Annotated in this window: 13 protein-coding genes and 1 tRNA gene; 5 read left to right on the top strand and 9 right to left on the bottom strand. The window is 68.7% G+C overall.

All coding sequences use genetic code 11. The annotated features are described in order from the left end of the window. Window positions 1-30 precede the first annotated feature (30 nt). Window positions 31-1308, bottom strand: coding sequence for a DUF3631 domain-containing protein (locus NX794_RS07940; protein WP_258777527.1), 1278 nt, complete (start codon window positions 1306-1308; stop codon window positions 31-33). Window positions 1309-1602: 294 nt separating this feature from the next. Between NX794_RS07940 and NX794_RS07935 the strand changes: the two genes are divergently transcribed. The 3 genes from NX794_RS07935 to NX794_RS07925 all read left to right on the top strand — a co-directional run bounded on the left by NX794_RS07935 (window position 1603) and on the right by NX794_RS07925 (window position 4154). Continuing rightward, entirely contained in the window at window positions 1603-2112 is a 510-nt protein-coding gene (locus NX794_RS07935; RefSeq protein ID WP_258777526.1) for a helix-turn-helix domain-containing protein, read from the top strand. Between the two features lie 123 nt (window positions 2113-2235). Further along, entirely contained in the window at window positions 2236-2616 is a 381-nt protein-coding gene (locus NX794_RS07930; protein WP_258777525.1) for a helix-turn-helix domain-containing protein, read from the top strand. A gap of 32 nt (window positions 2617-2648) precedes the next feature. After that, window positions 2649-4154 carry a LacI family DNA-binding transcriptional regulator gene (locus NX794_RS07925; protein ID WP_258777524.1) on the top strand — a complete coding sequence of 502 codons (1506 nt, stop codon included), beginning with the start codon at window positions 2649-2651 and terminating at the stop codon, window positions 4152-4154. A gap of 67 nt (window positions 4155-4221) precedes the next feature. On the opposite strand, the gene NX794_RS07920 is transcribed toward NX794_RS07925, so the two are convergent. From NX794_RS07920 to NX794_RS07900, 5 genes are all read right to left on the bottom strand, one after another. Further along, a complete protein-coding gene (locus tag NX794_RS07920) occupies window positions 4222-5358 on the bottom strand; it encodes a hypothetical protein (protein WP_258777523.1) in 1137 nt (378 codons plus the stop codon). A 1-nt stretch (window position 5359) separates the two neighbouring features. After that, a complete protein-coding gene (locus tag NX794_RS07915; RefSeq protein WP_258777522.1) occupies window positions 5360-5863 on the bottom strand; it encodes a DUF4365 domain-containing protein in 504 nt (167 codons plus the stop codon). Window positions 5864-6153: 290 nt separating this feature from the next. Beyond that, window positions 6154-6227, bottom strand: a tRNA-Pro gene (locus NX794_RS07910). A 65-nt stretch (window positions 6228-6292) separates the two neighbouring features. Further along, window positions 6293-7051 carry a Pr6Pr family membrane protein gene (locus NX794_RS07905; RefSeq protein ID WP_258777521.1) on the bottom strand — a complete coding sequence of 253 codons (759 nt, stop codon included), beginning with the start codon at window positions 7049-7051 and terminating at the stop codon, window positions 6293-6295. Between the two features lie 112 nt (window positions 7052-7163). Continuing rightward, on the bottom strand, window positions 7164-8090 hold the full coding sequence (locus NX794_RS07900) for a metallophosphoesterase (protein ID WP_258777520.1): 927 nt from the start codon (window positions 8088-8090) through the stop codon (window positions 7164-7166). A gap of 158 nt (window positions 8091-8248) precedes the next feature. Between NX794_RS07900 and NX794_RS07895 the strand changes: the two genes are divergently transcribed. Further along, window positions 8249-8716: a GatB/YqeY domain-containing protein gene (locus NX794_RS07895; protein ID WP_258777519.1), complete on the top strand. Its 468-nt coding sequence runs from the start codon at window positions 8249-8251 to the stop codon at window positions 8714-8716. Window positions 8717-8806: 90 nt separating this feature from the next. Here the strand turns inward: NX794_RS07895 and NX794_RS07890 are convergent, their stop codons facing one another. Further along, window positions 8807-11149 carry a transglycosylase domain-containing protein gene (locus tag NX794_RS07890; protein ID WP_258777518.1) on the bottom strand — a complete coding sequence of 781 codons (2343 nt, stop codon included), beginning with the start codon at window positions 11147-11149 and terminating at the stop codon, window positions 8807-8809. A gap of 526 nt (window positions 11150-11675) precedes the next feature. On the opposite strand from NX794_RS07890, the gene wblA reads away from it, so the two are divergent. Then, window positions 11676-12014, top strand: coding sequence for a transcriptional regulator WblA (gene wblA / locus NX794_RS07885; protein WP_258777639.1), 339 nt, complete (start codon window positions 11676-11678; stop codon window positions 12012-12014). 72 nt (window positions 12015-12086) lie between these two features. Here wblA and bagB read toward each other — a convergent pair whose 3' ends face one another. Next, complete coding sequence (bagB, locus tag NX794_RS07880) at window positions 12087-13481, bottom strand: ATPase BagB (protein ID WP_258777517.1); 1395 nt, start codon at window positions 13479-13481, stop codon at window positions 12087-12089. After that, a complete protein-coding gene (gene bagA, locus NX794_RS07875) occupies window positions 13478-14455 on the bottom strand; it encodes an ATPase BagA (protein ID WP_258777516.1) in 978 nt (325 codons plus the stop codon). Before bagA ends, bagB begins: the two co-directional genes overlap by 4 nt. Window positions 14456-14515: the final 60 nt, after the last annotated feature.

Below are 14515 nucleotides of genomic sequence, written 5' to 3'. Positions count from 1 at the left end.
ACGGGGACGAGTGATGCGAGTGGAGTCGAGTCAGGCTGCGGTGCCGGGCAGCGGACCGTCGGCTGACGAGGCGGGCGCGTCCGTCGCCTTCGGCTCGGGGCAGTAGCGGGCCCAAGTGTCGAGGAATTGGTTGCGTGCGAAGCCCTTGGCCTGGGTGCCGTCGGGGAAGCGGCGGTTGGCCGAGCCGATGCCGTAGGGCTTCAGGAGTAGCTGGAGGCCGCGCGGGGTCAGGCCGTTGGCGCCGTACTCCGCCCACGGCGCTTCTTTGTCCGCGTTGAGGGACTCCAGCAGGTGCTTCGTGCTGAGCACGGCCGGATCGCCGACGGCGGCGAAGGCGCGGCGGATGCCGACCAGGAGGCGGGTGCGCAGGCCGCCTTCCTCGTCCTGGCCGGCCTCGTAGTCGGTCATGGCGCGACAGGCGGCGCGGGCCAGCACCGGCCAGTCGTCTCCGGCGAGGTCGGCGATGATGACCAGGGGTTCCCAGGTGTCCGCCGCGCGGTCCTCGACCGGCATGGGCGGCTCCATCTCCATAGCGTGCTCGTACAGCGGCTGGAGCCAGGCGTGGAGGCGGTCGCGGATCGCGTTCAGGGCGGGGGTGTCCCGGCCGGTCCGGAAGGAGGCCACCTTCTCGCCCGCCGCGCGACGGCGCATCCGGATAACCACCGCTCGGTCCATGATCGTGTCGGGCAGGTCACCGATCCCGGCGAGCGCGGCCATGGCGAAGGTCGGGAACTCCTGCACCTGGTGCTCGGGCCCGGACACCCGCAGCGTCGGCCGGCCACGCTGGTGCCCGGCGTTGATGAGGCCGCGGACCTCCTCGTTCTTCTCCGCGGCCTTGGTGGTGCTGAACATGGCATCGGCCTCGTCGACCAGGAGGGTCGGCGGGTCGTCCCCGTCGATCGACCGGAAGATCGCCGCTGCGGTGGCATTGACGGTGATCAGGCGGTTGTGCACCGTCTCGGTCACCACGTCCAGGAGCCTGGACTTACCGCACCGCTTCTCCGGCGCGACGATCGCCAGGCGCGGTGCGTGCTGCCACGCGCGCTGCAGATGCGTCGCCGCGATCCACAGGGCCACCGCTGTCACCGCCTCCTCGCTGGGCATCGCCACGTATCGCTTGATCTGCGTACGCAGGTGGTCCAGGATCTCCGCGCCATCGGATATGGACACAGCCTTGGACGCGTCGTCGAGATCGTCGTCCGCAGGTGGTGCGGTGGAGTCAGCCGGTTGGCCGGGCACAGCAACGGGAGGCCATGACGTGGCGGCGTCGTCGGGAAGGGATGGCGTACTCGGCTGGGGATCGGTCATACTGGGCATCAGCTCCTCTGCTTGCGGGCCATATGGGACGGCAATCCCGGTCTCCGCAGGTTGATCGCTAGGGATGGCGGTTGAGAGGTTTGCGCTTGAGCCCCCGGCATCGCCGGGGGCCTCTTTCATGTCGCGTGCGGGCGTGTGGGCTCCTGAGGTCGGTGGGGTGGGATGCCACCACTATGCCACATGAATTGCAGATCGCAGAAGTGTTCTGCATCTCGCAGTACGCATGCTACTGTTATGGGGTCCTTGCGAATGGCAGGGCACTGCTACGAACGGAAGGAGGTGGCCATGGCGGATGAGGACCCGCCACAGGGCGTGCTGCTCAGCGGCGAGGGCAACGTCGCGGTGCGCATCAAGCTGGAACGCGAGGCGCGCGGCTGGAGCACCAACGCCCTGTCCGACCGCATGAACGAGGCCGGCTTCGAGATGAACCCGTCCGCGGTCTGGCGGATCGAAAACGGCAAGCGCCGCATCAACCTCGACGAGACCATCGGCTTCGCCGAGGTCTTCGGCCTCGACCTGCGCAACCTCGTCGGCCCCCCGCAGTTGGCCGCCAAGGCCCGCGCCATGGAGCTCATCGACGAGATCCTCGATGCGTTCCGCGCTACTCAACGCGCCAACATGGCCTTCACCGAGGCACGCGACGCCCTCGACGCCTACCTCACCGAGCACCCCGACGTGCGCGAGGAAGCCGACGTCATGGTCTCCAACGCCATGGCGGAGGAGGCCAGCAAGACCATGCTGAAGATGCACGGGCCTCCGCCGCCTGGCGGCGCCGCCTTCGTCGACGAGGCATAGCTCGGCTCCCACTCCCGTCCTGGGTCCGCAAACCCCCAGCACGGGCAGCTCACTCTCATCCCTAGCGATCGACCGGCGGACCGGTGTTGCCGCGCCCATGCCCGCCAGAAGAGGAACCACCCCTTGAGCCAAGCTGCGATACCCCCTGCCTCCACAACGACCCCGTACGCCGAGGCCGCCCTGCCGCGCCTTTACGTCCCCGAGGAAGTCGCCGCCGCACTCGGCTGCTCGGCCTGGTGGGTCAAGGACCGTGCCCGCCGCCGGCTCATCCCATTCACCCGCGTCGGCCGTGCCTACCGCTTCTCGGACGAGCACCTCGCCGAGATCATCCGCATGCACGAAGAGCGTCCGGCCCAGACACCGCAGCGCCCTGGCGTCGTATCGGTACCGACCCGGAAGCCTCGTGCCCGGCGGCAGCAGCCCGAGACGGCTGTGCCCACCATCCGTCTCGAGGCCCGACCACCGCGCCGGATGACCAAGTACCAGTTCGGAAAAGCCGCTTAACGCACCCCACGCGACAGAAGGGAGGGAAATCTGTGGGGTACGCAGAAAAGCGCGGTGGTTACTGGCGAGGCCGCTACAAGATCGAGGACGGCAAGTACGGCACCGTCGCCGATTCCGCAGGCGTGGTGGTCAAGTTCGCCACCAAGCGCGAGGCCAAGCAGGCCGCGGACGCGGAAGAGGTGACCGTTCGGCGTGGCCAGTGGCGTGATCCTGGCCTCGGCCAGGAGACCTTCGGCGAATACGCGAGCCGCTGGTACGCCGCCCAGGACCTGGCCGCCTCGACGATGCAGAACTACAGGCGGCACATCGAGGAGCACCTGCTCCCCGACTTCGACGACAAGGCGCTCGCAGGCATTCTGCGTACGGACGTCGACGCCTGGGAGAAGAAGGAACGGGCTTCGTACGCGGCGTCCAGCGTCAAGACCTGGCGCTCCACGCTCCACCTGATCTTCGAGGACGCGATCGACGAGGGCCTGCTCACGTCCAACCCGGCAGCCAGGCGCCGAGGCCGAGGCAAGCGCGCCGGCCGCTCCCGCGACCGCGGCCCGGAGAAGGTCGTCACCGACGCGCTCGGCATCCTGCTGACTGCCGAGCGGGCAGCCCTGCTCTCCGGGCGCGATGACGAGTTCGTCGCCACGGTCCTCAAGGGCTACACCGGCAAGCGCTGGGGCGAAATCGTCGGTCTGGAAACGGAATTCGTCCGCCCCAGCGCCTTCCGCGTCGAGTGGCAGCTGTACGAACTGGACACCGGCGAGCTGGTCCGCTGCCCGCCCAAGGACGACAGCTACCGCGACATCGACTCGACGGAATGGCTGTCCGCCCTGGTCCTCAACCACATCGCCCGTTCGAAGCCGACGCCCTGCTCCTGTCACGGCAGGACGTACGTCTTCCGTGGCCAGGGTGCGGCGCGCACCGGCGGCCACCAGGGCGCCAAGCTCGTCGACGTCGCCCGCCGTGCCGAAGTCTCCACGGGCACGGTCTCCAACGTCCTCAACCACCCCGATCGTGTCCGCGAGGACACCCGCGTGCGCGTCGAACTAGCCATCGCAGAGCTCGGGTTCATACGGGGAGGCATCACATCGGAGCACGCGGCCCACTGGCGCCGAAACGGCTTCGCCACTTGGCTGTTCACCCCTGCGGTCTCCGGCTGGTATCCGAAGAAGGCTCCACAGGAGGCCCGCCCGGTACCGATCCTCGGCGAGCCCTGGCCGGGCATCCCGGTCCGAGGCCGAGGGGCCGCTGCTCGGGCGGACGCCTGCTGGCTCCCGATCGCCAAGGGCCTTACGCCGCACGGTCTCCGGCACACCCACCGCACGATGATGGAGGACCTCGGCACCGAGAAGGTCCTCATGGACGAACGCATGGGCCACATCGACGGCTCGGTCTCCGCGCGCTACGCGCACGTCACGCCCGGCATGCGCCGGCGCCTCATGCTCGGCTTGACGGAGCAGTGGGAGTCCGCGCTCGATGTGCGTCGTGCTCTGTGTTCGACCTCGCCAGTCCGAGTTCTTGATCGCCTCCTGCGGTTGAAGGGATAGACCGAAGGGCGGCGTACGCGAGGTGGGACTGTCGTTTAGACAGTCCCACCTCGCGAACTTTGGGCCGCTAGTCCTCTGCTCCCAGCGAGGGGTCAGGGCCGAAGGCAGTGACAATCATGCGGGCGAGCCCGCCGGGGGGACTGGTCAGCGTGCCACTCACGCGAACTGGGATTCCGGCATCGTGACAGTGCACGGCCGCGTGATAGTCCCTGTCGGCAAGGTCCATCCATACCGTGCGGCTGCGGCGCTGGATAAGCGTTTGGACGCCAACTCGGCCGGTGTCGTCATCTGGGTGGCGGCTGAGATCTGTAACCACGCCGTAGATCAGGTGCTCTCGCGTGTAGACCTTGGTCTTGAGCCGTTCGGATACCAGGTCGACGATCTCGATTGCCTCGCGGTTGAACTCAACACGCGCTGGCGTACCTGGTGGTGGCGCCGCCACACGGGACCAGTTGAAAGCCACGTCGAGCGCGTTGACGGACTCCGTGTTCACGACCTTGGCGAGAGCCTGACACAGCTCGTAGGAGACTCCTTCGCCGATGGAGTCGTTGATCTCGCTTGCGGTGGGCGCGTGTTCGGCGCCCGCCATGTCCTGCAGTACGCCGAGCGCGCGAGACATAGTGGCTGTCACCCGGCGGTCAAAGAGAGTCTCCTCGATCTGAACGTCGATGTGATCTTGGCGAGGTGAGTAGACGTCCTCGGGGGAGCGTGCCTGGCTGATGATGGGCACGATGTACGAGCCGCGACGGGTCTGGCCCAGGCGAACTTCCCGTGCCTGATCACGCGCCCGAGTCGGGAAGTTCCGGAAGTGCCCTTGGCGTCGGATGGTCGCCGCAGCAGAGGCCACACGGAGGCGCTTCGCGGAGACGAAGAGCTCATACCCGGACTCAAGCGGGATCGATCCATCGCTCATTGACGGGTGGGAGGCCCGGAGGTCAGTGACGTCGTTATAGACCGTTGCGATGGCGTCGTGGACTGTCTGAACGTCTTCGCTTCCCACTCGCGCCAGGTCCTGGATGAGGATCCGTGCCCTCTTGGCGAAGTCCGGTGCGCCTGGCTTCATGGGGACGAGCACGACTTCGTCCGCCGGCCCTGGGAGCCTCCAGAGTTCGGCTACGTCCCCGCCCGATACCGGGACCCAGCCGGTGACCTTGAGGTAGCTGCGAATCTCTTCGGGGCCGAAGTCTGGGGTGTTGTCCGCCATGTCAGCTCAACCCCAGACCGGTGCTGTTGGTCATGCGTCGCGCGGCATCGAACATGGTCCCCATGGCCTTCACGGTGAGCTCTTGGTGCTCAGGAAGATGGATCGCAGTAGTTGATCCACCAGGGGCGTGTCCCATCCCGTAGAGGGAGGACCAGTAGCCGTGGCAGGCGAGGACGATCGAATCCGGCTGGTGGATCACCCAGCGGCCGATATCGGGCGGGACTATGAGCAGCGCAAGGTGACCAGGTGCTGAGCGCTCGGGGTCACGTAACTTGTCGTAGGTCTCGATGTCCAGGTCGAAGCTGTAGCCGCTTCTGATGGTGCGTGGGTTCTGTGTGCACTTGAGCTGGATATCGACCATGAGACCGCGCGAGCGGAGTGTGACGTCGACGCCATCCTTGTCTACGTTCCAGTCGCAGATCGTGTACCCGCCTTGCGTTGCTAAGGCATGTACGTACGCGCGACTGACCTGTTCCTTCTGCCAGCTCGTTGCCTCAGCGGCCATGCCCACCCCCCGGTTGCGTGATCGCGAGGATAAGTGGGATCGGAAGGTGAGGGAATACCGCATCCACGGCCCATCTTTGGTCGTTCCCGGTGCCAGGCGCTGGAGATCCCGATTGGCGAGTGCACAGGTTCAGATGTGTGACGGCTGCTGGGTGCTGGCTTCAAGACGCAGGACCGTCTGGGAGAGGCCGACCAAGATCTTCTCCCCGATTTCTCCCAAACGATCATCGGAGACGCAGCAAGGGCCTGACCCTCAGAGAGAATCAGGCCCTTGACCTGCTGTTTTGGCTGTCGGGGTGGCGGGATTTGAACCCACGACCTCTTCGTCCCGAACGAAGCGCGCTGCCAAGCTGCGCTACACCCCGATGTCGCTGCTCTCGCGGCGACGACGTTTACTTTAGCCCACCGGGGGCCGTAGGCGAAATCCGGTTCAGAGGCGGTGGCGGGCCGGGGTCGGGCGGGTGTGGTCGAGGGCGATCAGGAGGATGGCCAGGGCGTACATCGCGAGGCCGAGGAGCAGGGCGTTGGCCAGGGTGTCGCGGTAGCCGTGGGTCGTGGCGTCGAGGAAGGGGTAGAGATAGCGGGATGGGTTGGATGGGGGGAGCAGGGCCGCCCGGGACAAGGTGAAGATCAGGTAGGCCAGGGGGTAGAGGAGCCACGTCGTCGCCTGGCGGACGTGCAGGCGGGCCCGTGGGGTCAGGAGCAGCCAGTCCAGCAGGGCCGCCGCCGGGGCCAGCGTGTGCAGGAGCTGGAGGGCCGTCCACTGGGCGTGCCAGCGTCCAGGAGGTGAGGCCGCGCCCGGCATCGAGAACGGGGGCGTGGTGTGGGCCAGCAGCAGGTGGTAGACCAGCGCGCTGATCAGGGCGTACAGGAGCGCCGCTCCCGTCAGTGCCGACGGCAGCGGGCGGCGGGCCCGCCAGGCTCGGGACGCCGACAGGAGCATGACCACCGCGAGCAGGAGGCCGGCCTGGACGCCGAAGTAGCTCACTATGCGGGATGGCGGGCCCAGGAGGAGTTCCAGTGCTACGCCCGCCAGCGCTGCCAGGGCCGTCAGCAGGCGGAACGCCGCTGTCACCGGGCGGTGGAGCGGGGCCATCACCGCCGTGGCCGGTACCGGGGCCGGCAGGAGCCGGGGCGGCCTCGGGATCGCGGGCAGGTCCGGGATTTCCCTGGGTATCGGGGCGGTCATGCCCTCACGCTAGGAGCGGGGGGAGGTGGCGGCCAGGTGGGTTGGGCCGGGGGAGTGACCCCCCGGGGGCGGCCATCGGCCGGTAGCCCTCAGTGTCCGCCCGCAGCGCGGACTACCGCCGCTCCACCAGCGTCAGCAGCGTCGACTCCGGCGGGCACGCGAACCGTACCGGCGTGTAGCGGTTCGTGCCGCAGCCCGCCGAGACGTGGAGGTAGGAGGTGTTGCCCTCGGCGGTGTGGGTGGAGAGGCCCTTCACCCGGTCCGTGTCCAGGTCGCAGTTGGTGACCAGGGCGCCGTAGAAGGGGATGCAGAGCTGGCCGCCGTGGGTGTGGCCGGCCAGGACCAGGGGGTAGCCGTCCGCCGTGAACGCGTCCAGTGTGCGCAGGTAGGGCGCGTGGACGACGCCGAGCGAGAAGTCGTACGTCCCCGACGGGCCCCCGGCCACCCGCGCGTAGCGGTCCCGCTTGATGTGCGGGTCGTCCAGGCCGGTCAGCTCGATGGAGACGCCCTCGACCTTCAGGACGCCGCGCGTGTTCGTCAGGTTCAGCCAGCCCGCCTCGTCGAAGCCGTCGCGCAGGCCCTCCCAAGGGTTGTGGACGACGCCGACCGCCGGCGCGTTGCCGTTCAGGCCGTGCCGGCCGCTCGTCTTCTCCAGCAGGTAGCGGGCGGGGTTGCGGAGCTTGGGGCCGTAGTAGTCGTTCGAGCCGAAGACGTAGGCGCCCGGGAACTCCATCAGGGGGCCGAGCGCGTCCAGCACCTCCGGGACGCCCTCCGGGTCCGAGAGGTTGTCACCGGTGTTGATCACGAAGTCCGGGCGCAGCCCCGCCAGCGAGCGCAGCCAGCGCTGCTTCTTGTGCTGTCCGCTCACCATGTGGATGTCGGAGACCTGCAGCACGCGCAGCGGGCCCATGCCCGGCGGCAGCACCGGGACCGTCACCCGCCGCAGACGGAAGGAGCGGGCTTCGAAGCCCACCGAGTACGCCAGCCCGGCGGCGCCTGCCGCCATGATTCCCAGAGGTACTCCGTATCGCGCGCGCATACGACCATCGTGTCAGACCCCGGCGAACCGTCGAGATCCCCGGTCGGCTCTCTCAGATTCGAGACCCCCGGTCCCGCTCGGGCTCCAGACGGGTTCGAGACCGCTCGCCCCTTTAATCGGCGGGCGTTCGCGGTGGCGCACCTGCGACAATCGGTCCCATGACCACCACGCTCAAGTCGAAGCTGCACGACGACCTCAACGCCGCGATCAAGGAGCGCGACGAGCTGCGCTCCTCGACGCTCCGGCTGACGCTCACCGCGATCACCAAGGAGGAGGTCGCGGGCAAGGAGAAGCGCGAGCTGTCCGACGACGAGGTCCTCAAGGTGATCACCCGGGAGGCGAAGAAGCGCCGCGAGGCCGCGGACGCGTTCGCGCAGGGTGGCCGGGCCGAGCAGGCCGAGCGGGAGAAGGCGGAGGGCGAGCTGCTCGCCCGGTACCTGCCCAAGCAGCTCTCCGACGACGAGTTGGACGCGATCGTCGCCCAGGCCGTCGAGGAGGCCAAGGCGTCCGGCGCGGAGGGCCCGCGGGCCATGGGTGCCGTGATGAAGATCGTCAACCCCAAGGTGGCCGGCCAGGCCGAGGGCGGCCGGGTCGCCGCCGCGGTGAAGAAGCTGCTTCAGGGCTGATTCGCCGAGTTCCCCCGGTGCATCGGGGGCGTACGACGACGGGGCCGCACCTCCGCCCGGTGGGCGAGGGGTGCGGCCCCGTCGTCGTCACTACCCCCGCTGGCCCCCGTTCCCGTTGCGTCCGCCGTTGGCCTGGCCCTGGATGAAGTTGCCGGGGAGAGAGAAGGACGGCTTCGGGCGCGGGCCGCCGGGCGTGCCGGTGGTGGTGCCGTCGGTGGTGCCGCCGTCAGCGGTTCCCCCGTCCGTCAAACCGCCGATCAGTCCCCCGATCAGCCCCGTTCCCCCGTTGTCGCTGCCGTTGGTCCCGTTCGTCCCGTTGTTCTCGTCCCCCCGATCGCCTTTTCCCTGACCATCCTCCTCGTCGTCGGGGATGTCGACCAGGTTGAAGTCGGGTGCCGGCTTGCCCTCCAGGGCGCCGGTCATCATGTCGCGCCAGATCGGGCCCGGCACCTCACCACCGAAGACCTTGTCGTGCGGGATGCCGCCGATGGTGATGTTGATCATCTTGCGCTTGTGCTGCGGGTCGCCGACCCAGACCGCGCCGGCCATGTTCGGGGTGTAGCCCACGAACCAGGCCGCGAAGCGCTCGTCCGTCGTACCCGTCTTGCCCGCGCTCGGCCGGCTGCCGAGACCGGCCTCCTGGCCCGTGCCGTCCTCGACCACGCCCTTGAGGAGCGTGCTGACGGTGTCGGCGGTCTTCTCCGACATCGCCCGCGAACAGGTCGACTTCGGCACCTCCAGCGACTTCTGCTCCCGGCCGGCCCGCTGGGTGATCGACTCGATGGCGATCGGGGTGCAGTACATCCCGCGCGAGGCGAAGGTGGCGTACGCGCTCGCCATCGTCAGCGGGGACATCTCCTGGGTGCCGAGCGCGATGGACGGCGCCTGGTCGATCTTGCGGCCGTCAGCCCGCGCCACGCCCATCTTCTTGGCCATGTCGACGACCGGGCAGATCCCGATGTCGCTGATCAGCTGCACGTAGTAGGTGTTGACCGACTTGGCGGTCGCCTCCTTCATGCCGTACGGCCCGTGCTCCGACTCGTTCTCGTTCGTGAGCTTGGCGGGCTTGTTCGGGTCGTTGCGCCAGATCTTGCCGTCGCACGCGTTGATCGGGCTCGGATACGTCATCTGGTACGGCGACGAGTACTGCTGCGTCGGCTGCTTGCCGCCCTCGATGGCCGCCGCCGCCACGATCGGCTTGAACGTCGAACCGGGCTGGTAGCCGGCGCCGCCGCCCATGTCCGAGTTGACCGACAGGTTGATCTGGGTCTCGTTCTTGCCGAAGCCGTACGGGCGGGACTGGCCCATCGCGAGGATCTTGCCGGTGCCCGGTTCCACGATGGACGCGGCCGTGGCCACGCCGTCGCTCTTGTAGACGTGGTCCTTGATCGAGTCCTGTACGGACTGCTGCGCCTGCGGGTCCAGCGTCGTACGGATCGTCAGACCGCCCTGGTTCCAGAGCTTGGCCCGCGCCTCCTTGGTCTTGCCGAAGGCCGGGTCGGTCAGGAAGACCTCGCGGACGTAGTCGCAGAAGAAGCCGGCGCCCTGTACGGCGGTGATGCAGCCGTTCTTCGGCCGGCTCTGGTGCAGCACGATCGGCGCGCGCTTGGCCTCGTCGGCCTCCTGCCGGGAGATGTCGCCCAGCTCGGCCATGCGCTGCAGCACCGTGTTGCGCCGCTTGGTGGCCTCGGCCTCGTCGTTGACCGGGTCGTAGCGGCTCGGGGACTGCACGATGCCGGCGAGCAGCGCCGACTCCTGGAGGTTCAGGTCCTTCGCGTGCTTGGAGAAGTAGCGCTCCGCCGCCGCCTCGACGCCGTAGGCCTGCTCGCCGAAGAAGGTGATGTTGAGGTAGTTCTCCAGGATCTTCTTCTTGCCGAGCTTGTCCTCGATCTGGATCGCGTACTTCAGCTCGCGGATCTTGCGCCCGAGGGTCTGCTGCGTGGCCTGCGCGACCTTCGTCGGGTCGTCGCCGGCCTCCTCGATGAAGTAGTTCTTCACCAGCTGCTGGGTGAGCGTCGAGGCGCCCTGGGCGACCCCGCCCTCCTGCGCGTTCTTGTTCACGGCGCGCAGCACGCCCTTGAGGTCGATCGCGCCGTGCTGGTAGAAGCGCGAGTCCTCGATCGCGACGATCGCCTTCTGCACGTACGGCGACATGTCCTTGAGGTCGACCACCGTACGGTCGCGGGAGTAGACCGTCGCGATCTGGTGGTCCCTGGCGTCCAGGATCGTCGTGCGCTGGCTGAGCTGAGGACTCTTCAGGTTGGCGGGGATCTCGTCGAAGCTCTTGACCGAGCCCTTGGCCGCGAGGCCCAGCGCCCCGGCCGCGGGCAGCGCGATGCCGGCCATCACGGCTCCCGCGAGCACACTGACACCGAGGAACTTCGCGACCTGCTGCGTTGCCGACAGGCCACCGCCCGAGCGCTTCTTTGGCATGGGGGCAGCCTAATCCGTACCTCTGAGCGTTCCGAGGGACCGGCTCCCCGTCGGGATGTTCGGGTGCCGGATCGTGACGTACGGCGCGGTGCGACCCGGTACGGCGGCGCGGGCGCACCGGCAGCGGCCGACCTTTCCGTTTCCCGGACACACGGGCAGGCCTTGGCCTAAGCTGCTCTCAACTGTCACAGCGGTACGGCCATGGAGCAATACGTCCGGCGACCCCGAATCGTTCCGGACGCGCCCCGGTTTTCTGAGCTGTACGTGTCCGAATCCGCCTCGTGTGTCACCTGGCGCCCGGTGTGCCGCACCACAGCTGTCCTGGAATGCCGGGACAGTCGCATATGTCGCCAGCTCACTCCCGCGGGTGATCTGCCGCTTACCCATAGTCCGTTCGGGCCATTCAAGATTGGGCCCGAAGGGGGTGTTGCGCTGTGCCCGCCTTCCGTAACGTCCTCAACTGGCGGCGGTGAATATGCCGCTGCCGCCGTGGGGGAGCCTCGATTCGGGAGAGGACGGCGCCGGTATGGGCTGGGTAACCGACTGGAGTGCGCAGGCTGCCTGCCGCACTACCGATCCGGATGAACTGTTCGTTCAGGGAGCAGCGCAGAACAGGGCCAAGGCGGTGTGCACCGGATGCCCGGTACGCACGGAATGCCTGGCGGACGCGCTGGACAACCGCGTCGAGTTCGGCGTGTGGGGAGGCATGACGGAGCGGGAGCGCCGCGCACTGCTGCGCCGGCGGCCCACCGTGACCTCCTGGCGGAGGCTGCTGGAAACCGCCCGCTTGGAGTACGAGCGGGGCGTCGGCATCGTGCCCCTCGACAGCGACGAGGTGTACGAGAACTACGCGGCGGTCGGCTGAGGACATCGCGGTACGACGCCAGTACCGCACGTGTACAAGACTGGTACGGCACTTGCCACGGGCCGCGTTCGGTCAGTCCTCCGCACCGTCCGAGGCCAGACGCGTGCCGATGTCGCGCAGGCCCGTGAGGTCGTGGACATCGCCCGGAAGGGCGGGTACGTCGACCACCGCCACCTCGGGGTGGCGGGCGGTGAAACGATCACGCGTGCGCTGCTCGCGCGCCAGCAACCGCATGCGCTCGGCGTGCAGTCTCAGCAGACCCGCGGTGAGGCGGTCGACGGGGCGGTCCGTGTCGGCGGGGGAGCCTTCCTCGGAAGCGGTGTCACCCGCCGTGGCGCTGTTGCCCGCCGTGTCGCTGGGGTCGCCGGCTGCGGACTCGGGTGCCGGTGTTCGTGAACTGCCGTACGTGTCGGGAGAGTTACGAAGACCAGCTTTCCCGCCCCCCTGATCCACAATGCGGGGGTCCTCAAGATTTTCCGCGGCGGCGAGCGCCCGCTCGGCCGACAGTCCGGCCGCGCCGCTGTCGTGCACCCGGTTCAGCACCAGACCGACCAGCGGCATCTTCTCCGCGGCCAGCCGCTCCACGAAGTAGGCGGCCTCCCGCAGCGCGTCCCGCTCCGGGGCCGCCACCACCAGGAACGCCGTGCCGGGCGCCTGGAGCAGCTTGTACGTGGCGTCCGCGCGGGTGCGGAATCCGCCGAACGTGGTGTCCATCGCGGCGACGAACGTCTGCACGTCCTTCAGCAGCTGACCGCCCAGCAGCTTGCCCAGCGTGCCGGTCATCATCGACATGCCGACGTTCAGGAACGCCATCCCCGCGCGTCCGCCCAGCTTGGCCGGTGCGGTGAGCAGGCGGATCAGCCGGCCGTCCAGGAAGGAGCCGAGCCGCTTGGGCGCGTCCAGGAAGTCCAGCGCCGAACGGGAGGGCGGGGTGTCGACCACGATCAGGTCCCACTCCTCCCGCGCCCGCAGCTGGCCCAGCTTCTCCATCGCCATGTACTCCTGCGTGCCCGCGAAGCCCGCCGAGAGCGACTGGTAGAAGGGGTTCGCCAGGATCGCGGCGGCCCGCTCCCGGTCCGCGTGCGCCTCCACGACCTCGTCGAAGGTGCGCTTCATGTCGAGCATCATGGCGTGCAGTTCGCCCTCGCCCTCGGTGCCCTTCACCCGGCGGGGCACGTTGTCGAGGGAGTCGATGCCCATCGACTGGGCCAGCCGCCTGGCCGGGTCGATGGTCAGCACGACCACCTTGCGGCCCCGCTCGGCCGCCCGCAGCCCGAGGGCGGCCGCGGTCGTCGTCTTGCCGACCCCGCCCGAGCCGCAGCACACCACGATCCGCGTCTCGGGATCGTCCAGCAGCGGGTCGACGTCGAGCGCCCGCGCGGCGGACAGCCGACGGCCGGCCTCCTGGCCGCCGACGGCGTCCTCGCCCACGGTGGTCTCCGGTGCCTCGGCCGGGTCCGGACTCATGACAACCCCTGCTTCCGCAGCTCGGTGGCGAGTTCGTACAGGCCCGCGAGGTCCATGCCCTCGGCGAGCAGCGGCAGTTCGTGCATCGGCAGGCCCAGCTCACCGAGGGACGCGCGCTGCTCCTGCTCCAGCGCGTACCGCTCGGAGTACTCCGCCGCCTGGTCCAGCAGCGGGTCCACCAGCTTCTCGGCGTTCCCCCCGCGCCGGGCCCCGCCCAGCCCCGCCGCCGAGAGCGCCTGTGCCACCGAGGAACGCTCCACCGTCCGTACGAGTTCCAGGCCGGCCGCGTCCAACACCTGCGGGCGCACCATGTTCACGATGATCCGGCCGACCGGGAGTTGGGCCGCGCGGAGTTCGGCGATGCCGTCGGCGGTCTCCTGGACCGGCATCTCCTCCAGCAGGGTCACCAGATGCACCGCCGTCTCCGGCGACTTGAGCACCCGCATCACGGCCTGCGCCTGATTGTGTATCGGGCCGATCTTCGCGAGGCCCGCCACCTCGTCGTTGACATTCAGGAAGCGGGTGATGCGGCCGGTCGGCGGGGCATCCATGACGACGTAGTCGTACACGAACCGACCCTGCTTGTCCTTGCGGCGCACGGCCTCGCACGCCTTGCCGGTCAGCAGGACGTCCCTGATGCCGGGGGCGATGGTGGTGGCGAAGTCGATGGCGCCGAGCTTCTTCAGGGCTCTGCCCGCGCCACCGAGCTTGTAGAACATCTGGAGATAGTCCAGAAGGGCCAGTTCCGCGTCTATGGCGAGGGCGTGCACCTCCCCGCCGCCCGGCGCGACCGCGATCTTGCGCTCCTCGTACGGCAACGCCTCCGTCTCGAAGAGCTGTGCGATGCCCTGCCGGCCCTCGACCTCCACGAGAAGCGTCCGCTTCCCCTCGGTCGCGAGGGCCAGCGCGAGGGCTGCGGCGACCGTCGTCTTTCCGGTCCCGCCCTTGCCGCTGACGACCTGGAGCCTGCTCACGTCTTCGAGACTAACCAGTCCGGCCGACGCTCACGCGGGAGGCTGTGGATAACGAGCGTC

The sequence above is a fragment of the Streptomyces pyxinicus genome (genome assembly GCF_024753135.1).
GTDB classification, from domain to species: Bacteria; Actinomycetota; Actinomycetes; order Streptomycetales; family Streptomycetaceae; genus Streptomyces; species Streptomyces pyxinicus.
This window is presented reverse-complemented; position numbering and strand designations above follow the sequence as displayed.